Annotated in this window: 15 protein-coding genes and 1 tRNA gene; 6 read left to right on the top strand and 10 right to left on the bottom strand. The window is 70.2% G+C overall.

From position 1 onward, the window contains the following. Positions 1 to 227: 227 nt before the first annotated feature. Entirely contained in the window at positions 228 to 1,055 is an 828-nt protein-coding gene (locus BRESU_RS02770; protein WP_013267971.1) for an aspartyl protease family protein, read from the top strand. Positions 1,056 to 1,062: 7 nt separating this feature from the next. Here the strand turns inward: BRESU_RS02770 and lpdA are convergent, their stop codons facing one another. The 5 genes from lpdA to BRESU_RS02745 form a co-directional block, all read right to left on the bottom strand. After that, entirely contained in the window at positions 1,063 to 2,487 is a 1,425-nt protein-coding gene (gene lpdA, locus BRESU_RS02765) for a dihydrolipoyl dehydrogenase (protein ID WP_013267970.1), read from the bottom strand. A gap of 127 nt (positions 2,488 to 2,614) precedes the next feature. Further along, on the bottom strand, positions 2,615 to 3,118 hold the full coding sequence (locus BRESU_RS02760; RefSeq protein ID WP_013267969.1) for a hypothetical protein: 504 nt from the start codon (positions 3,116 to 3,118) through the stop codon (positions 2,615 to 2,617). Between the two features lie 43 nt (positions 3,119 to 3,161). Then, positions 3,162 to 3,653, bottom strand: a complete 492-nt coding sequence (locus BRESU_RS02755; protein ID WP_013267968.1) for a hypothetical protein — start codon at positions 3,651 to 3,653, stop codon at positions 3,162 to 3,164. Between the two features lie 64 nt (positions 3,654 to 3,717). Next, positions 3,718 to 5,559 carry a PAS domain-containing sensor histidine kinase gene (locus tag BRESU_RS02750; protein ID WP_013267967.1) on the bottom strand — a complete coding sequence of 614 codons (1,842 nt, stop codon included), beginning with the start codon at positions 5,557 to 5,559 and terminating at the stop codon, positions 3,718 to 3,720. 187 nt (positions 5,560 to 5,746) lie between these two features. Further along, positions 5,747 to 7,972 carry a TonB-dependent receptor plug domain-containing protein gene (locus tag BRESU_RS02745; RefSeq protein ID WP_013267966.1) on the bottom strand — a complete coding sequence of 742 codons (2,226 nt, stop codon included), beginning with the start codon at positions 7,970 to 7,972 and terminating at the stop codon, positions 5,747 to 5,749. A 232-nt stretch (positions 7,973 to 8,204) separates the two neighbouring features. Here BRESU_RS02745 and BRESU_RS02740 point away from each other — a divergent pair, with 232 nt between their 5' ends. Both BRESU_RS02740 and BRESU_RS02735 read left to right on the top strand, forming a co-directional pair. Then, a complete protein-coding gene (locus BRESU_RS02740; RefSeq protein WP_013267965.1) occupies positions 8,205 to 9,305 on the top strand; it encodes a phytase in 1,101 nt (366 codons plus the stop codon). 32 nt (positions 9,306 to 9,337) lie between these two features. After that, complete coding sequence (locus BRESU_RS02735) at positions 9,338 to 9,751, top strand: hypothetical protein (protein ID WP_013267964.1); 414 nt, start codon at positions 9,338 to 9,340, stop codon at positions 9,749 to 9,751. Positions 9,752 to 9,851: 100 nt separating this feature from the next. Here the strand turns inward: BRESU_RS02735 and BRESU_RS02730 are convergent. Then, positions 9,852 to 9,926, bottom strand: a tRNA-Gly gene (locus BRESU_RS02730). 120 nt (positions 9,927 to 10,046) lie between these two features. Continuing rightward, positions 10,047 to 10,829 carry an SDR family NAD(P)-dependent oxidoreductase gene (locus tag BRESU_RS02725; RefSeq protein ID WP_013267963.1) on the bottom strand — a complete coding sequence of 261 codons (783 nt, stop codon included), beginning with the start codon at positions 10,827 to 10,829 and terminating at the stop codon, positions 10,047 to 10,049. A 56-nt stretch (positions 10,830 to 10,885) separates the two neighbouring features. Between BRESU_RS02725 and BRESU_RS02720 the strand changes: the two genes are divergently transcribed. Continuing rightward, entirely contained in the window at positions 10,886 to 11,296 is a 411-nt protein-coding gene (locus BRESU_RS02720; protein ID WP_013267962.1) for a YkvA family protein, read from the top strand. A 43-nt stretch (positions 11,297 to 11,339) separates the two neighbouring features. Here the strand turns inward: BRESU_RS02720 and BRESU_RS16755 are convergent, their stop codons facing one another. The 3 genes from BRESU_RS16755 to BRESU_RS02705 are packed head-to-tail and all read right to left on the bottom strand — an operon-like array spanning position 11,340 to position 13,821. After that, entirely contained in the window at positions 11,340 to 12,101 is a 762-nt protein-coding gene (locus BRESU_RS16755; protein ID WP_013267961.1) for a 2OG-Fe(II) oxygenase, read from the bottom strand. Then, on the bottom strand, positions 12,098 to 12,823 hold the full coding sequence (locus tag BRESU_RS02710; RefSeq protein ID WP_013267960.1) for a 2OG-Fe(II) oxygenase: 726 nt from the start codon (positions 12,821 to 12,823) through the stop codon (positions 12,098 to 12,100). Before BRESU_RS02710 ends, BRESU_RS16755 begins: the two co-directional genes overlap by 4 nt. Continuing rightward, the gene (locus BRESU_RS02705) at positions 12,820 to 13,821 is read right to left on the bottom strand and encodes an NADPH:quinone oxidoreductase family protein (RefSeq protein ID WP_013267959.1); all 1,002 of its coding nucleotides are present in this window, start codon (positions 13,819 to 13,821) and stop codon (positions 12,820 to 12,822) included. The genes BRESU_RS02710 and BRESU_RS02705 overlap by 4 nt, the downstream gene beginning before the upstream one ends. A gap of 141 nt (positions 13,822 to 13,962) precedes the next feature. Between BRESU_RS02705 and BRESU_RS02700 the strand changes: the two genes are divergently transcribed. Next, a complete protein-coding gene (locus BRESU_RS02700; RefSeq protein ID WP_013267958.1) occupies positions 13,963 to 14,853 on the top strand; it encodes an isoaspartyl peptidase/L-asparaginase family protein in 891 nt (296 codons plus the stop codon). Between the two features lie 77 nt (positions 14,854 to 14,930). Then, the gene (locus tag BRESU_RS02695; RefSeq protein ID WP_013267957.1) at positions 14,931 to 17,765 is read left to right on the top strand and encodes a M16 family metallopeptidase; all 2,835 of its coding nucleotides are present in this window, start codon (positions 14,931 to 14,933) and stop codon (positions 17,763 to 17,765) included. The last annotated feature ends 1 nt before the right edge of the window (position 17,766 follow it).

Genomic DNA, 17,766 nt, shown 5'->3' with positions numbered 1-17,766 from the left:
GCGGCTGGTCAGCCCGATGGGGCCGACCTAGAGTTTGTGCGAGGTCGCGTCAGACGATCGCAGAGGGGCGCGTCATTACACTTGCATCGAGATCACAGCTGGATCGTCGCGACGTCCTGGCGGGGTCGGTCGGCCTGCTGGCCACAGGCAGCGGATTTCAGGCGGCGCCCGCGGGCGCTCCGCCCCTGGATCCCGCGACGGCGCTGTCGATCAACCTGCTGACACGGATGTCGATCGCGGTGCGGATCGAGGCGCGCCAATCGGCCCTGTTCGTCATCGATACGGGAGCGGAGCGCACCGTCCTGTCCACCGAACTGGCCCGCGCCATGGCCCTGCCGCCCGGGCCGCGTACCCTCGTCCACGGCGTGACGTCCGACACGGTCGTCGACACGGTCATGATCCAGACGCTGGAGTTCGGACGCCAGCGGTTCGAACAGATCCTGGCCCCCGTCTTTCCCCGCGCCGACCTGGGGTCCGACGGCCTGATCGGCCTGGATGCGCTCGGCCGGTTCGAGCTCCTGATCGATTTCGTCGCCAACAGCGTGCGCCTGCGACCCAACGACGGCGAGTTCATCAGCTTCAACCGGGGCGAGGCCGCGGCGGGGCGGCTGGGCCGCACGCCCGCCCGCGCCACCAAGGGCCGCTTTGGCCAGCTGCTGCTGCCGACCGAGATCGAGGGCGTCACGGTGGACGCCTTCGTCGACAGCGGTGCCCAGTATTCGATCGGCAACCGCGCCCTGCAGTCCCGCATCGGGCGGGACGGGGCGCGTGGCCCGACCGCGCCGACGCCGATCATTCTGGGCGTCGGGGGCGTGCCGCTTGCAGGCGAGGCCCAGACCGCGGCCAGCCTGCGCATCGCCCGGCGCGCGCTGGGGCCCACGCCCCTGCTGTTCTCCGACCTCAACGTCTTTTCGGCCCTGGGCCTGCAGGACCGGCCGGCCCTGCTGCTCGGGGCCGATATCCTGACCCGGTTCGAGACCGTGGCCCTGGACTATGCCCGGGCCCGGATCACCGTCGGACCGGTCCGGCGTCGCCGCGCGCGACCCGGCCTCTGACCGCTGATCAGGCCTGCATGGTCCAGCCCTCGACGCCCATGGCCGCCTGTTTGACGGCCTCGGAGCGGGTCGGGTGGGCGTGGGAGGTGCGGGCCAGATCTTCCGACGCCCCGCCGAAGGCCATGGCCACACAGGCCTCGCCGATCATCTCGCCGGCCTGCGGACCCATGATGTGGACGCCCAGGATGCGGTCGGTGGTGGCGTCGGCCAAGACCTTGGCATAGCCGTCGGTCTCGTGGTTGATCTTGGCGCGGGAGTTGGCGGTGAACGGGAACTTGCCCGACTTGTAGGCCACGCCGTCGGCCTTCAGCTGGTCCTCGGTCTTCCCGACCCAGGCGACCTCTGGGAAGGTGTAGACCACGCTCGGCACCAGATTGTAGTCGACGTGGCCGGCCTTGCCCGCGATCAGCTCGATGGCGGCGACCGCGTCCTCTTCCGCCTTGTGGGCCAGCATCGGGCCGGTCGTCACGTCGCCGATCACCCAGACGCCGTCCGCGACCTTGAAGTGGTCGCCGACGATCACACCGCGCTTGTCGGTCTCGACGCCCACGGTCTCCAGCCCCAGCCCGGCCGTGTAGGGACGCCGGCCGATCGCGACCAGCACCACGTCGCCGGTCAGGGTCTCGGCCGCGCCGCCGGCCGCGGGCTCGACGGTCAGTTCGACGCCGGCCTCGGTGACCTTCGATCCGGTGACCTTGGAGCCCAGCTTGAAGCTCATGCCCTGTTTGGTCAGGGCGCGCTGGAAGGCCGTCGCCAGATCCGAGTCCATGCCCGGCGTGATGCGCGGCAGATATTCGACCACCGTCACCTCGGCCCCCAGGCGACGCCAGACCGAGCCTAGCTCCAGGCCGATGATCCCGGCGCCGACGACGATCAGCTTCTTCGGCACGGCCGGCAGGCTGAGCGCGCCGGTGGAATCGACCACCTTGCCGTCGACGAACTCGACGCCCGGCAGGGGCGTGGGTTCCGAGCCCGTGGCGATGACAATGTTCTTGGCCGTCAGCGTCGTCTTCGAGCCGTCGGCGGCCTCGACCTCGACCGTGCCGGGCCCGGTGATCCGGCCCTTGCCCTTGATCCAGTCGACCTTGTTCTTCTTGAACAGGAACTCGATGCCCTTCGTCAGGGCCGTCACGCTCTCGCTCTTCTGCTTCATCATCACCGGCAGGTTCAGCTTGGGCGTCACCTCGATGCCGATCTTGGCGAACTCGGTGTTGGCCGACTCGAACAGCTCCGAGGCGTGCAGCAGGGCCTTGGAGGGCATGCAGCCGACGTTCAGGCAGGTCCCGCCCAGGGTGTCGCGCATCTCGATACAGGCGACCTTCAGGCCCAGCTGACCGGCCCGGATCGCGGCGTTGTAACCCCCGGGGCCGCCGCCGATGATGACGACGTCATAGGATGCGGGGGTGGAGGCGGCGGGGGCGGCGTCGGTCATGGAAACCTCTGGGTCGTGCGGGGTCGGGGAACGCGCCGCTGTCGTAGCGGCTGGCCCGCCAGAATCAACAGACGTATCGGTCGAGCACCCCGATATGGGGACGGTCGGGTCCGGCTGCGAGGGCTTTTCAGGCCGCGAGCTGTCCCTGGCCCCGGCGTCGTACCCTCCGGCGCGAGAGGATGACGACCAGAACCCCGACCGCAAGCAGCACGCCAAGGATCAGCCAGGTCGGATCGACCGGCAGGCCGCCCGGGGCCACGACCTCGGCGGATCGCCGGGCCATCTCGCCGCCGGCCATGGAACTGTCCGCCGCGATCGAGGCGTTCTGCGATCCGTTCGACCGGTCGATGGCCAGCCTCAGCACGGCATCGGCGATGAAGCCCAGGAAATAGGCCGCCGCGGCCCGGGGATTGCCCGCCCCGAGCAGGAAGGCCGCAACGACATAGAGCAGCACCGCGCCGATCCACAGGGCCGCCTGCGGGAGGCCGCCTCCGGCCTCGACCATCGCCCGGGCCCGCTCGATGGCGACGTCGATCGGCGCACCCTCCAGAAAGGGCGACAGGAACGGCCACGCCAGCCATCCGGCATAGCCGATCACCGCCAGCATCAGAACGAAGCGAAAGACCTTCATGAGGACCTGCCTGCGGCCAAAGGGATGCGCGATCGCAAGGCCGTCAGGCCCGGGGCGGCAGCCCGGTCCAGACGCGGGTCAGGGCCTCGCCGCTCTGGCCGCGCCAGACGCCCGTGGCCATGATGCAGAGCCCCGATACCAGCAGCGTCGCCAGGCTGAGCGGCGTGGTGTCGACCAGCACGCCGAACGGCCGAAGCGCCTGTTCGGCTCGCGCGGCGAGGTCCAGGGCGGGCGACGGCACGCCGCCCTCGGCCGCGAGGCGCAGACCGATCTCGCCGGCGAAGCCCGCGAAGAACAGGCCCGGTGCCCAGGTCAGGCCCGCCGCCGTCGCGAGGCCGCCCAGTCCATAGAGGGCGATCGTCGCCAGCAGCAGGGCGGCCAGCGCCATGGCCTGGCGCGACCCGTCCGGGGCCAGCGCCTCCCGGACCTGCGCCACCGTCTGGCCGGAAGACAGGGCCTCGACCATCGGCCAGCCCAGCCAGGCCGCATAGGCCAGCACGAGCGCGCACAGACATATCCTCAGTCCCCAAACCATAAGCGCCCCCGCTGAAGATCAGGGTTAACGCCTTAGCACGAACACCGGTCGGTGAGCGACTCGCTCAGGCGGCGGAATCCGCGAGGCGTTGCTCCGCGACCACGCCGGGCAGGGTCAGCACGGCCTCGGCACCCTGGCCCTCGGCACCGGTCAGGGTCAGGGTGCCGCCCCACTGCCGCGCGAACGCATGCGCCTGGGTCAGACCCAGCCCCTGGGCTCCGACGCGGGTGGTGAAGAAGGGTTCCAGCGCGCGCTGGGCGGTCGCCGGGGTCAGACCCGGCCCCGTATCGCGCACCGACAGCCGAATGCCGCCGTCCACGCCGGGCTCCAGCCGCACCGCGATCGATCCCGCCCCGTCCATCGCCTCGGCCGCATTGCGCACCAGCCCCGTCACCGTCGCGTCGAAGGCCACCGGGTCCAGCAGGACGGGCGTCTCCCGCTCCGGGGCCTCGATCATCAGGTCGATCCCCGGACCGGCCAGCGTCCGCAGCCGGGTCTCCAGTCCCCGGACCAGGACGCCCGGATCCAGAACCTGGCCCTGGGCCGCCTCGCCGGCCGAGAACGCCGACAGGCGGCGCGTCAGGGCCTCGCCCCGCTGGCCGGCGATCAGCGCGGCCTGACCCAGACGACGCACGCGGGCCGGGTCGTCGGCGGTCTTCAGCATCATGTCGAGCGCGCTGGTCATGACGGCCAGAAGCGCATTGAAATCCTGGGCCACGCCGCCGGTCAGGCGACCGACGCTTTCCAGCCGGTGCGCCGCCTCGTTCCGCTCGGCGACCTCGGCCCGGGCCCGCGCCGCGGCTGATGCGGCCGCGTCGTGCGCGGCCTGCAGCTCGGCCTGGACCTGGTCCAGCGTCCGCGCCAGCGCGGCCTCCCGCGCGACCGCTGCGGCTTCGGCCGCCCGGGCCAGGGCGACGGCATCGTCTGCAGCGTGGGCCTCGGGCTCCACCACCGGGGCTTCGACCGGAACCTCAACCGCGGGGGCAGCCCCCGGCGTGCCGGCCAGCAGCAGGGCGTCGACGGCTTCGCCCGGTGCCGACAGGGGCAGGATGCGCCAGGTCACGCCGCGCTCGCCACCGAAGCGGGATTCGATCGGATCGGCCTCGCCGGGCGTGGCGGCCAGGGCCGCGCGCAGGGTCTGGCGACCCTCGACCCGCTCTGTTTCGCCCAGGAACTGATCGGCGAAATCGGTGCCGATCACGCCCGCGTCCCGGCCGAACAGGGACAGGGCCATGGGATTGGCCTCGCGGATCACGCCATTGGCCGCGACGACCACCAGGGCGCTGGCGGCGGCCTCGAACACGCGCCGCGTCAGGTCGTCGGTGCCGTTCGGGGCGGGCGCCGTCTCGACCGGCAGGGCGTCCGGCGTCGTCAGCCCCTCCGTCTCCACGATGGCGGCGGTGGAGCCGATGATCTGGCCCAGCGAATCCTCGATCGGCATGGCCGTGACCGAGACCAGCATCTTCCGGCGCGTCGCCGGATTGGCCAGGATGTGCTGGAAGCCCTTGACCGTCTGGCCCCGCAGCGCCCGCGCGCTGGGCAGCAGGTCGGGCGGCACCGGACGGCCGTCGGGATAGGTGATGCCCCAGGTCGCCGAGTGGAACCGCAGCCCGATCAGCTCGGCGTCCCGGCGGCCCATCAGCTGGTGCGCGGCGCGGTTGGCGAAGACGAACTTGCCCCCGCGGTCGGTCTGGACGATGGCGACCGGGATGGCGTTCAGGGTCTCGTACAGGCGCGTCTCCGCCGCCTCGCGCGCCCGGGACACCGCCCCCAGTTCGTCGGCGGTCGAGACGTGGCGGGTTCGGTGGGTGAAGGCATAGACCACGGCCGTGACGGCCAGGATCGAGGTCACCGCCGCGACCAGACCCAGCACCAGAACCCAGTCGACCTCGCCTTCCAGAAACATCCCGCTTCATCCCAATCTGGCACTGAAAAAGCGCCTGTGACGCGAACCGCGCAAGGCCCGGGCCAGCTTTGCGGTTAGGCCGGACCGGGCATCCGGTCCAGTCGCATCTGCGCGATCCGGCGGGGTCGCGGACACGAAAAAAGGGGCCGGCGTCGCCACCGGCCCCTCGGTTTCGTCAGGCGTCGGATCAGAAGGCCAGACGCATCACCAGCTGGACGACCGGTCCGGCCGTCTCGGTTTCCAGCTCGTATTCGTCATAGTTGCGGGCGATCTGGTCGTCCTGATCGGCGAACTTGTCGAACACCTCGTCCTTGGCGCTGTCCAGCAGGTTGATGGCCGTCAGGCGCACCACGGCGTTGTCGAACAGCCGCTTCTCGAGGAAGACTTCCAGGTCGGCGCCGTAGCTTGTCGTGACCTCCTCGGCATAGACGCGACCGAAGGCATCGCCCTGCTTGCGATAGGTTGCGCCGAAGGCGGCCTGCCAGGTCGGGATGTCGTGCGTGAAGCCGACGTTCACGACATAGTCGGACTGGTCGTTGAACCGGCGTTCGCCGAGAACGTCCTCGACCTTGCTGTCGAGCCACGAGGCATTCAGGAACACGCCCGTGTTCTCCATCCCGGCGAAGGTCAGCGACGTCGAAAGGTCGAACTCGACCCCGTAGACCTGTCCGTCGCCGACATTGTCGATCGACTCGATGAAGGTGCCGGCGCCGCCCGAACCCTGCAGGCCCGTGTTGACGTCTTCGATCAGGTTGGTGACGTCGCGGTAGAAGACGTTCAGCCCGACGACCCCGTCGAGCCCGAGGCGACGTTCGATGCCGACATCGGCCCCCCACGCCGTTTCCGGTTCCAGCAGCGGGTTGCCACGGAAGTCGTTGTCGCCGCGCTCCTCTTCCAGCGTGCCCGGCGCCAGGTCATTGAACTTGGGCCGGCGGATGGTGCGACCGGCCGAGACGATCAGGCGGTCGGTGTCGTTCAGGGTGTAGCGCAGGCTGGCCGAGGGCAGCAGCTCGGCATAGTCGTTGTCGATCCCGGCGATGGTGGTGTCGGTGGTTTCGTAGCGCAGACCCGCTTCCCATTTCAGGGCCCCGGTTTCGCCCGACAGCATGACATAGGGATCGATCCGGGTTTCCTCGATGGCATAGGTGCCCTGGGTGAATACGAACGCCGGCTGGACCGGGCGCGGAGCCGGGGTGTTGGGCACGGTGAAGCGGATGCGGGTCGCGAGGTCGGTGATCGACTCGCGGTCCTTCTGCACGGCCTGGACGCCGAACTCGATCTCGGTCGTCTCATTCAGGGGGCGGGTATGTTCCAGGGCGCCCGACCATTCCTCGTCCTGCAGATCGCGGATCTCGAAATCGGCGGTGAACCGGTCCTCGTCGGGGAAGGCGATGGCGTCGCGGAGGTACTCGGCCTCGTTCTCGAACTCGGACTGGTGGTCGTCGAAGCTGGCATAGCCGAGCTTGAAGCGCGTCTCGCCGCCCAGCATGTCGATCTCGTAGCGACCGCGCAGCGACAGGTTGTCGGTCTCGATGTCCACGTTGTTATCGTTGATGGTCAGCAGATCGGCGTTCTGTTCGCGTCCGCCGCGATACTCGATCGAGTCCTCGTCCTGCAGCCGCTCGGTGCGCACGAAGACGCCCGACAGGCTCAGTTCACCGCCACCGACATCGACCTGATAGTCCGCGTTGAACGAATAGTCCGTGCCGCTGCGGACGTCGGTCTGGACCTCGGTATTGTCGAGCGTGCCGCCCGGACGATCGAAGCGCTGGCTGTACTTGTCCTTGGGATTGCGCCGGTCCTGGACGCTGGCCCCGACCAGCAGCCGCCCGCCGAGGGCCTGGCCGCCGTAGACCGCACCGAAGGTGCCGCCCACCTCGTCGTCGGGGAACAGGATCGCCCCGCCCCGGATGTAGCCGCCGTCCAGCGTATAGGCGTCACGCAGCACGATATTGATGGCGCCGGCCACCGCATCGCCGGACCGGTTGGCCGAGGACGAACGGACGACCTCGACGCGCTCGATCAGCTCGGCGGGAATACGGTCCACGAAGAACGACCGGTCGTCGCCGCCGCCGGGCACGCGCTCGCCGTTGATCAGGATCTGGGTGTAGCCGGCGTCGAGTCCGCGCAGCCGCACGCCATCGGATTCCAGCACGTCGGACAGGAAGGTCACGCTCGGCACGCGACGCAGGGCGTCGCCGACCGTCAGCGGCTCGAAGCGCTGAAAATACTCGAGGTCATAGGACAGGGTCGGCACGACGTCGTCGGTCCGGTTGCGGAACACGGGCCGTCCGGTGACGATGACCTCCGCGAGCGCCGACGTGGGCGTCTGCGGGGCGTCCTGGGCCACGGCGACGTCGGCCAGGATGCACGGAAGGAACGCTGCTCCGAGCAGCAGGATGGACTTGCGCATGATGATATCCCCCATGGCGTCCACATTTGCGGTCCGCCGATCGGGCGCCCTTACGCGGCTACGGCAAAGCTGCCTTGACGGATTTGCGACGAAGAAACCGCAGGTTTGCATGGGTTTTTCGACGATCCGTCCTGACCCGGATCAATCGGGATAACGCCGTACGTCCGCCGGCTTGACGGCCCGGGGCAAGCCGTGTTCACGACGCCCCGCCACGCCCCCTCCGGAGCCCGCCATGTCTCGTTCGCTGACCCGCCTCCTGCCTCTGCTGGTGCCGCTCGCCCTGGCAGGCTGCGCGATGCACGAGGTCGACTTCCGGGGCGAGGGCGACGGCGTCGTCGGCGCGGGCGCAGCCGTCTTCGCGACCGCAGAGACCCCCTCCGTCGGCGAGGTCGGCGAGGACGCGGCGGACGACCCCGTCGTCTGGGCGGGCCCCCGCCCGGTGGTGGTCGGTGGCGTGTCGACGCCCGGCATCGTGGTCGGCACCGACAAGAAGGCGGGCCTCTATGTCTATGGGCTCGACGGGGCCGTCCTGCAGTTCCTGCCCGAGGGCCTGCTGAACAACGTCGACGCGGTCGAGGGTCTGACCGTCGCGGGCCGGCCGCAACTGCTGCTGGGGGCCAGCGACCGGACGCCGGGCAAGACGGGCGTGTCGCTCTTTCTGTTCGATCCGGCCGGGACCGGCGACAACGGTATCCGCCCCTGGGGCGCGATCACCACCGATGTGGTCGAGCCGTACGGCTTCTGTTTCGCGCGTATCGGCACCGAGGTGCATGCCGTCCTGGTCGGGCACGAGGGCGAGGTGCGCCAGTTCGTGGTGACGGTCGGGGCCGACGGCACCCCCGTCTCGCGCGAGGTGCGCCGGTTCGAGATCGGCTCGATCTCCGAGGGCTGCGCCGCCGACCCCGCCACCGATGCCCTGTATCTGACGGAGGAGAACGTCGGCCTGTGGCGCTACGGCCTCGGTGCCGGCTCGGGCGATGCCCGCACCCTGGTCCAGCCGATCGCACCGGGCGTCCTGGTCGCCGACGCCGAGGGCCTGACCACGATCACCGACGGCGACGCCCGCTATCTGATCGGGTCCAGCCAGGGCGACTCGACCTTCCCGGTCTGGCGGATCGACGGCGCGGCCCCCGTCTATGTCGGGCGGTTCGTGGTCAAGGACGGGGCGATCGACGGCGTGACCGGCACGGACGGTCTGGCGGCCTGGAGCAGACCGATCGGTCCCTTCCCCAACGGCCTCGTCGTGGTCCAGGACGACGTCAACGACGTGGGCAACCAGAACTTCAAATACATCGACTGGCGCGACATCAGGGCGGCGCTCGCGATCGATTGATCCGGCGCGTCCGCGGCCGCTAGTCTGTCGCCATGCAGGATCAGAACGGCCAGGGCGATTCGGACACCGACGGCGGCGGCTTCGACGCCGAGGACTGGTCGCGCCTGGTGGCCTTCACCGGCCGCGTCGCCACGCTGGACGACGTCCAGGCCCGCCGCGCCGTCTTTGCCCTCGGCGACTCCGAGGACCCGGCCGTGCTCGACATGGACCTGCCCCAGCCGGTGATCTGGTGGGACGAGGACGGCGAACAGGGCGCGGTCGCGGTCCAGGCCGAGGTCCATGCCGGGGCCTTCGGCGAGCCGATGGAGGTGCTGGGCCTGATCCTGCCCGACGGCGATGCCGTGGTCGCCCTGCTGGACGACGTCGATCTGGTCGACGACACCGACCCCCACTGGCGCCGGCTGGTCGACGAGGCCATCGATCCCGCCGCGGCGAACGAAGACTGAAGAGTCTCCCCCTGTCGCGGAGCGATGGGGAGGAGATGCGCGCCACCCGGGCCCCGAAAGCAAAAAGGCCCGGTCTTGCGACCGGGCCTCTTCAATCGACTGGAGCGGGCGAAGAGATTCGAACTCTCGACCCCAACCTTGGCAAGGTTGTGCTCTACCACTGAGCTACGCCCGCACTTCAGTCGGAGGCGGGCTTGTAGCGGAGACGGGCGACGGATCGCAAGTCCCCTGAGCAACTTTCCTTGCGCTCAAGCAGCGAGCCGCCGCGCGGCGAGCGATAGCGCTCTTCCGCGCGTCAGCGCGGCGCCATGCGAATGGCCCCGTCCAGCCGGATGCATTCGCCGTTGATGTAGACGTTGCGGGCCAGCTCCAGCACCAGCGAGGCATAGTCCGACGGCTTGCCCAGACGGCTGGGGAAGGGGATCTGGGCGGCCAGGGCGTCCTGGATCTTCTGGTCCATGCCGGCCATCATCGGCGTCCACATGATGCCGGGCAGGATGGTGTTCACCCGGATGCCTTCCTGGGCCAGGTCGCGGGCGACCGGCAGGGTCATGGCATAAACGCCGCCCTTGGACGCCGAATAGGCCGCCTGGCCCACCTGTCCGTCCTGGGCCGCGACCGAGGCGGTGTTGACGATCAGGCCGCGCTCGCCGTCCTCCATCTTGTCCAGCGTCACCATGCCCAGCGCCGACTGCGACAGGACCCGGAACGTGCCGAACAGATTGACCCGCACGGTGCGCTCGAAGCTGGCCATGTCGTGGGCGCGGATCTCGCCGCTGTCCTTCTTGCGGCTGACGGTCTTCTGGCCCGTGGCGATGCCGGCGCAGTTGACCAGCAGACGCTCCTGGCCGTGGGCGGCGCGGGCCTTCTCGAACCCGGCGGCCACCGAGGCGTCGTCGGTCACGTCCACGGCGCAGAAGATCCCGCCGATCTCGGCAGCGATGGCCTCGCCCTTTTCGGCGTTCATGTCGAACAGGGCGACCTTGGCGCCCGTGGCGGCGATCGCGCGCGCCGTGCCCTCGCCCAGGCCACTGGCCCCGCCCGTGACCACCGCTGCGATGCTGCTGTCGAGTTTCATGGCGTCCGTCCCTATATGTCGTTTGAACTTCTGAAAGTCGGGGGGATTTAGCCGCCATGACCGCAAACGCCAAACCCGCATCGGGCACGATGTCGCCCGAGGACGCCATCGATCCGTCCAAGGCCCTGCTGCCGGCTGTCCAGCGGGTCAACGAGGTGCGGGTCAAGACCGGCTTCTGGCCCAAGGTCGGGCGCGTGGCCGCCCGCATCCCCTTCGCCAACCAGATGATCAGCGTCTATTTCGCCGCCCGCGACCCCGAGACGCCCCTGGCCGCCAAGGGGGTGATGATGGGCGCGCTGGCCTATTTCGTGCTGCCGATGGACGCCATCCCCGACATCCTCGCCGGCATCGGCTTCACCGACGACGCCGCCGTCATCACCGCCGTCATCGCCACCATGGGGGCCAATATCAGGAAGCGTCACCGCGAAGCCGCCGAGCGCGCGCTGGACCGCCTGCGGGATCAGTAGCCGCGCTCAAGCAGCGAGCCGCCGCGCGGCGAGCGACAGCGCCCTAATAGGACTTCACGTTCCCCCGGCTCTGCGGTCCGATCGCGGTGTTCGACCTCAGCCACCCCACGATCGACAGCCGGTCCCGCGCCGCGAAGGACGCCACCTGGGTCACCGCATGACGGGTGGGCACCACGAACAGGTTCAGCGCATTGAACGCCGGCGCCCAGCCGTGCTGGATATGTCCGTCGTCGCCGTAGAAGACCAGGTTCCCGCCCCAGTCCGCCCGCCAGTCGCGGCTGAAGTTCAGCACATAGCCGTACAGCCGGTTCTTGCCCGGGGAGACGTCGTTGTGGCTGGTCAGGACGTGGCCCGGCCGATAGCGCGAGGCCTGGGCGTCGGCCAGGTCGATCCGGTCGTCGCCTGTCACTGTCCGGGCAAAAGCGATGAAGGCCTCGCTGTTCAGCCAGTCCAGCACGGCATCGGCCGCGTCTCCACCGGTCGTGCCATGGTCGCGTTCGGCCGTCAGGCGGCGGGTGTCGAAGATATACTGGGTCAGGGGGCTGGACCCGTCCACGGCCGCCTCGTCCAGCCAGGCCTGTCGGGCCGGATCCTCGGCCAGCCGCCCGTCCAGCGGCAGCTCCAGGAACGTCCCGCCCGCCGCCACCGTCGTCTTCCAGCGCCGCTCCGCCGCCAGCACGGCCTCGACCGCATCGGCGTCCCCGGCCATGAGGATGCCGGGGATATGCAGCCGCTGCCCGCCCGCCGCAAAGGCCCGGGCCAGGGCGGCGGCGTCGAGATCCGGCGACAGGCGCAAAGGAGTCACCCCTGCCCTCCCGGCGGCGGGGTGGTCCGCCACCAGCCGGTGATCGAATGGCGCGGCACGCCCGCGAACGGGGCCACCATCGACACCGCGTGGCTCTGCGGCACCCGGAAGACGTTCAGCGTCCCCGCGCCCGGCAGGAAGGTCTCGACGACCTCGCCCGCCTCCAGGAACATCAGCAGCCCGCCCCACTCCGCCCGCCAGTCCGGCGTCAGATTCAGCACATAGGCATACAGCCGCCCCGCATCGACGTGCTCGTCCGTATGCCGGTTCAGGAAATGGCCGGGCAGATACCGCGTCGCCTGGGCGTCGACATAGGCGATCCGCTCGTCCCCGGTCAGGGCCCGTGCGAACGACAGGAAGGCCTCCGAGTTGAACCAGGCGTGCAGGTCGTACAGCGGCTGCGGGATCGTCAGGCCCATGGCCCGCGCCTGCCCCAGCTTCAGCCGGTCGAAGATGAACTGGAACCCGTCCGTCGCCTCTTCGTGGGCCAGGGCGATCAGCCGGGCCTGTTCGTCCAGCGGCTCGGCCTCGAACAGGGCCACCGGCACCTCGGCGTTCCAGGGATTGTGGATGGCCCGCATCCACAGCATCCCCGGATCGGTCACCGCGTCGTACAGCGCCCCCACGCCGTCCTGCAGCAGGCCCGGCAGGCGCACCCGCGAGGTCGCCGCCAGCCGCTGCGACGCGCCTGCCACATCCAGCGCGGTCGAGAGCGTCGTCACGACTCGACGGTCACCACGACCTTGCCCATGACGGTGCGGTCCGACAGGGCCTGGATCGCCTCGTGCGCCCGCTCCAGCGGGAAGGTCCGCGACACCCGCGGCTTGATCTTGCCCTCGGCCCACCAGGTCATCAGCTGGGCCATATTGGCCTTGTGCCCCTCTGGATCGCGCGCCATGCCCGCGCCCCAGAACACCCCGACCACCGACACCGATTTCAGCAGGGTCAGGTTCAGCGGGAACGACGGAATGCCCGCCGGGAAGCCGACCACCAGATAGCGGCCGTTCCAGTCCATCGACCGCAGGGCCGGCTCGGCATAGTCGCCGCCCACGCCGTCATAGACCACGTCCGGTCCGTCCTTGCCGCAGGCCAGTTTGAACTCGCCCGACAGCTCCTTCTGCGCCGCCTTGTCCATCGCCCCGGACGGATAGATCAGGCCGTTGTCGGCCCCCAGTTCCAGCGCGAACTGGACCTTGTCGTTGGTCGAGGCGGCGGCCGTCACCTGGGCCCCCATGGCCTTGCCCAGCTCGACCGCGGCGGCGCCCACGCCCCCGGCCGCGCCCAGCACCAGCAGCCGCTCGCCCGCCTTCAGCCCCGCCCGGTCCTTCAGCGCATAGAAGGAAGTCCCGTAGGTCATCACCAGGCCGGCGGCCTCCTCGAACGACATGGCGTCCGGCATCTTGATCAGGGTCTGGGCATTGACCGCGATCCGCTCGACCATGCCGCCCCACCCGGTCATGGCGATGACCCGGTCACCCTTGAAGACGCCCTTGACGCCCTCGCCGACCGCCTCGACCACGCCCGAGATCTCGCCGCCGGGCGAGAAGGGGCGGGGCGGCTTGAACTGGTATTTGTCCTCGATGATCAGGGTGTCTGGGAAGTTGACGCCCACGGCCTTGACCTCGATCACCACCTCGCCTGCTTTCGGCGTGGGATCGAGGACCTCCTCCACGACCAGGGACGAGGGACCACCGACGGTCTTGGACAGGACTGCGCGCATTCTTCGGGTCTCGCTTTGCTCGGCGGGCCTAACGCGCGTTCGCGCTGCTTGAGGCCCGCTTGTCAGGGTGGTTCTCGGGTGTGGCCGACGCTAAAGAGCGCCACGCCCGATTGAAAGAGGCGACCGTATCAGGAGACGCTCATGCCCGGACCCGCCCTCATCCTGCACGGCGGCGCCGGGGCGCGGCGGGGTCGCGATTACGGGCCCGAGACCGCCCACATGCGCGAGGTCGTCGAGGCCATGGCGGCCCGGCTGGCGGACGGCGCGGCCGCGCTGGACGTCGTCGTCGAGGCCATCGTGCTGCTGGAGGATTCCGGCCTCTATGTCGCCGGCCGCGGGGCCTCGCCCAATCTGGCGGGCGAATACGAGCTGGACGCCAGCCTGATGGACGGCGGGACCCGCCGCGCCGGGGCCGTCGCCGCCTTCCAGGGCTATCGCAACCCGGTCCGCGCCGCGCGCGCCGTCATGGACCACAGCCCCCACGTCCTGCTGGCCGGATCGGGGGCCTCGGCCTTCGCCGCTGAACACGGCCTCGACGCCATCACCGACGCCGACGCCTGGTTCACGCGCGCCGGTCAGGGCGAGGACAATCATCCCCCCGGCCAGGGCCGGACCGCCGCCCTGTCGCACGGCACGGTCGGCTGCTGCGTGCTGGACCGCGCCGGTCGGCTGGCGGCGGGCACCTCCACCGGCGGCGTGTTCGGGAAACTGCCGGGCCGGGTGGGCGACACCCCCCTCCCCGGCGCGGGCGTCTGGGCGACCGACCGGGTCGCGGTCTCCTGCACGGGCCAGGGCGAATACTTCATCCGCACCAACGCCGCCGCCGGCGTCGACTGGCGGGTGGCCTCGGGCCAGTCCCTGACCGAGGCCACGGCCGCCACCATCGCCGAGATCGGCGCCCTGGGCGGCGACGGCGGCCTGATCGCGCTGGACGCCCACGGCCACCGCGCCGACCCCTTCAACAGCCAGGGCATGAAGCGCGCCTGGCTGACCCCGGACGGCGCGGTCGGGGTCGACGTGTTCGGGCGGTGAACGACATTACACCGCTGTAACTTACACCGCCCGCCAGCCCTGATACGCTCTCGGGGCATTCCCCCGGAGCCCGTGCCATGAAGTCCCGCCTGCTGTCGGCCGTCGCCGCCCTCGCCCTGCTGTCCGCCGCGCCCGTGATGGCCCAGACGCCGAGCCCGGCGCCCGCCTCGATCGAGGTCCCGCCGCTGGGCTTCGTCAAGCGGACCCTGCCGAACGGCATGGACGTCTATACCTCGCGCGACACCTCGACCTCGAACGTGACGGTCCAGGTCTGGTACCGGGTCGGCGGCAAGGACGATCCCGAGGGGCGCTCCGGCTTCGCCCACCTGTTCGAACACCTGATGTTCAAGGCCACCAAGGACTTTCCGGACGAGACCTTCGACCGCCTGACCGAGGACGTGGGCGGCAACAACAACGCCTTCACCAGTGACGACGTCACCGCCTATCACGAGACCATCCCGGCCAATCACCTCGAGCGCCTGATCTTCGCCGAAGCCAGCCGCCTGGGCTCGCTGGTGGTCAATGAGGACGTGTTCGAAAGCGAGCGCGACGTGGTCAAGGAGGAGTACCGCCAGGGCGTCCTGGCCCAGCCCTATGGCCGCCTGTTCAGCCTGTTCGTGCCCGCCACCATCTATCAGGAGAGCCCCTACCGCCGCGGCGTGATCGGTTCGCTGGAAAATCTGGATGCCGCCACCATCGAGGACGTGCGTCGGTTCCACGCCACCTACTACCGCCCCGACAACGCCTTCCTGATCGTGGCCGGCAATTTCGACCAGGCCCAGCTGGACGGCTGGATCGACCGGTACCTGGCGCCGATCCCCAACCCCGAGCGCCCGCTGCCGGTCAACAATGTCGTCGAGCCCGAACCGACCGGCCCGCGCGAGCTCACCTTCCACGCCCCGAACGTGGCCCTGCCCGCCGTGGTCCTGGCCTGGCCGACCGTGGCCTATCGCGACCCCGACCGCATTCCCCTGACCGTGCTGGACGGCATCCTGTCGACGGGCGAGAGCTCGCGGCTGTACCGCTCGCTGGTCTATGAACAGCAGCTGGCGGCCCAGGCCTCGTCCAGCCCCGATTTCGTCCAGCAGGCCGGCTACATGTCCGCCTATGCCATCATGGCCGGCGGCAAGACGCCCGACGAGGGCATTGCCGCCCTGCGCGCGGAGATCGCCCGTTTCCGCGACGAGCCCGTCACCGACGCCGAGCTGGCCGAGGCCAAGAACGAGCTCGTGGCCGACGCCCTGCGCAGCCGCGAGACCATCGACGACCGCGCCAATGTCCTAGGCTTCGCCCTGATCCAGACCAATGACGCGTCCGTCGCCGACCGCGAGATCGCCGAGATCCAGGCCGTCACCGCCGCCGACATCCAGCGCGTCGCCCGCCGCTACCTGACCGACCAGCGCGGCGTCACCATCCGCTACCTGAACGCCGACGACGCCAACCCCGTCAGCGAACAGGTCACCGACGTCACCGCCCCGGTCACCGTCGCCGACCTCGCCCCCGTCGGCGAGATCCTGACCCTGCTGCCGGAAGCCGAGCGGGCGCCCCTGCCCGAGATCGCCGCCGCCGTCTCGCCCGCGACCCCGCCGGTCGCGGACTTCCGCCTCGACAACGGCCTGCGCGTGCTGGTGGTCGAGAAGGAAGGCCTGCCGCTCGTCTCCGCCCGTCTCAGCTTCGACGCCGGCCAGGCGGACGAGGCTCCGGGCAAGGCCGGCGTCGCCTCCATGACCGCCGCCCTGCTGACCCAGGGCACCACGACCCGCTCGGCCCCGGAAATCGCCACCGAGATCGAACAGCTGGGGGCCTCGATCGGGGCCGGCGCGGGGGCCGACTTCTCGAACGTCTCGGCCAATGCCCCCGCCAACGTCTTCCCGCAGGCCGTGGCCCTGATGGCCGACCTCGTGCGCAATCCGACCTTCGCGGAAGAGGAACTGGACCGTCAGCGCACCCAGACGCTCGACGGCCTGCGCATCGCCCTGACCACCCCCGGCCAGGTCGCGGCCCAGGCGGCCGGGCGCGTCGTCTATGGCGAGGCCCCCTATGGCGCGCCGGCGTCCGGCACCCTGACGACCCTGCCCGCCATCACCCGCGCCGACATCGCCGCCTTCCACGCCGCCCGCTATCGCCCGTCGGAGGCGACGCTCGTCTTCTCCGGCGACATCGACGAGATGGACGCCCGCGCCCTGGCCCAGTCGGCCTTCGGGGACTGGACGGCCCCGGCGACCGCCGCGCCCGCCGCCACCGCCCCGGCCGGTGAGCCTCGCCCGACCCGCATCGTCGTAATCGACCAGCCGGGGGCCGGTCAGGCCGCCGTCACCGTGGCCCTGCGCGGCGTGTCGCGGACCGACGCGGACTATTTCCCGCTGACGCTGGGCAACACCCTGCTGGGCGGCAGCTTCACCTCGCGGCTGAACCAGGAAATCCGCATCAAGCGCGGCCTCAGCTACGGCACCCGCTCGTCACTGGGCGTGCGGCGCGACGACGGCCTGTTCACGGCCAGCGCCCAGACCCGCAACGACGCCGCCGCCGAGGTCGCCGACCTGATCCTGGCCGAGGTCACCCGCCTGTCGACCACCCAGCCGACCGCGTCCGAGATCACCACCCGTCAGGCCATCCTGACCGGGGCCTTCGGCAACCAGCTCGAAACCGTGGATGGGCTGGGCGGACTGGTCGCGGGCCTGGCGCTGTATGACCTGCCGATGAGCGAACTGTCGGCCTATGTCAGCAATGTCGAGGCGGTGGACGGGGCGGCGGTCGAGGCCGCCTTCGCCGAACACCTGCCGGTCGACCGGGCCAGCCTGGTCATCGTCGGGGACGCAGCCCAGTTCATCGATGCGCTGCGTGCCAGACACCCCGACGTCGAGGTCATCGCCCTGTCCGACCTCAACCTGGACTCGGCAGCGCTGAAATAGG

The sequence above is a fragment of the Brevundimonas subvibrioides ATCC 15264 genome (assembly GCF_000144605.1).
In the GTDB taxonomy this organism is placed as follows: Bacteria; Pseudomonadota; Alphaproteobacteria; order Caulobacterales; family Caulobacteraceae; genus Brevundimonas; species Brevundimonas subvibrioides.
The sequence above is the reverse complement of the archived record's forward strand: the minus strand, read 5'-3'. Positions and strand labels throughout refer to the sequence as shown.

Excerpts from the sequence above, each read along its gene's own strand:
- BRESU_RS02770 (WP_013267971.1), top strand. The coding sequence starts at position 228 with ATGTCGATCGCGGTGCGGATCGAGGCGCGCCAATCGGCCCTGTTCGTC.
- lpdA (WP_013267970.1), bottom strand. The coding sequence starts at position 2,487 with ATGACCGACGCCGCCCCCGCCGCCTCCACCCCCGCATCCTATGACGTC.
- BRESU_RS02760 (WP_013267969.1), bottom strand. The coding sequence starts at position 3,118 with ATGAAGGTCTTTCGCTTCGTTCTGATGCTGGCGGTGATCGGCTATGCC.
- BRESU_RS02755 (WP_013267968.1), bottom strand. The coding sequence starts at position 3,653 with ATGGTTTGGGGACTGAGGATATGTCTGTGCGCGCTCGTGCTGGCCTAT.
- BRESU_RS02750 (WP_013267967.1), bottom strand. The coding sequence starts at position 5,559 with ATGTTTCTGGAAGGCGAGGTCGACTGGGTTCTGGTGCTGGGTCTGGTC.
- BRESU_RS02745 (WP_013267966.1), bottom strand. The coding sequence starts at position 7,972 with ATGCGCAAGTCCATCCTGCTGCTCGGAGCAGCGTTCCTTCCGTGCATC.
- BRESU_RS02740 (WP_013267965.1), top strand. The coding sequence starts at position 8,205 with ATGTCTCGTTCGCTGACCCGCCTCCTGCCTCTGCTGGTGCCGCTCGCC.
- BRESU_RS02735 (WP_013267964.1), top strand. The coding sequence starts at position 9,338 with ATGCAGGATCAGAACGGCCAGGGCGATTCGGACACCGACGGCGGCGGC.
- BRESU_RS02725 (WP_013267963.1), bottom strand. The coding sequence starts at position 10,829 with ATGAAACTCGACAGCAGCATCGCAGCGGTGGTCACGGGCGGGGCCAGT.
- BRESU_RS02720 (WP_013267962.1), top strand. The coding sequence starts at position 10,886 with ATGACCGCAAACGCCAAACCCGCATCGGGCACGATGTCGCCCGAGGAC.
- BRESU_RS02705 (WP_013267959.1), bottom strand. The coding sequence starts at position 13,821 with ATGCGCGCAGTCCTGTCCAAGACCGTCGGTGGTCCCTCGTCCCTGGTC.
- BRESU_RS02700 (WP_013267958.1), top strand. The coding sequence starts at position 13,963 with ATGCCCGGACCCGCCCTCATCCTGCACGGCGGCGCCGGGGCGCGGCGG.
- BRESU_RS02695 (WP_013267957.1), top strand. The coding sequence starts at position 14,931 with ATGAAGTCCCGCCTGCTGTCGGCCGTCGCCGCCCTCGCCCTGCTGTCC.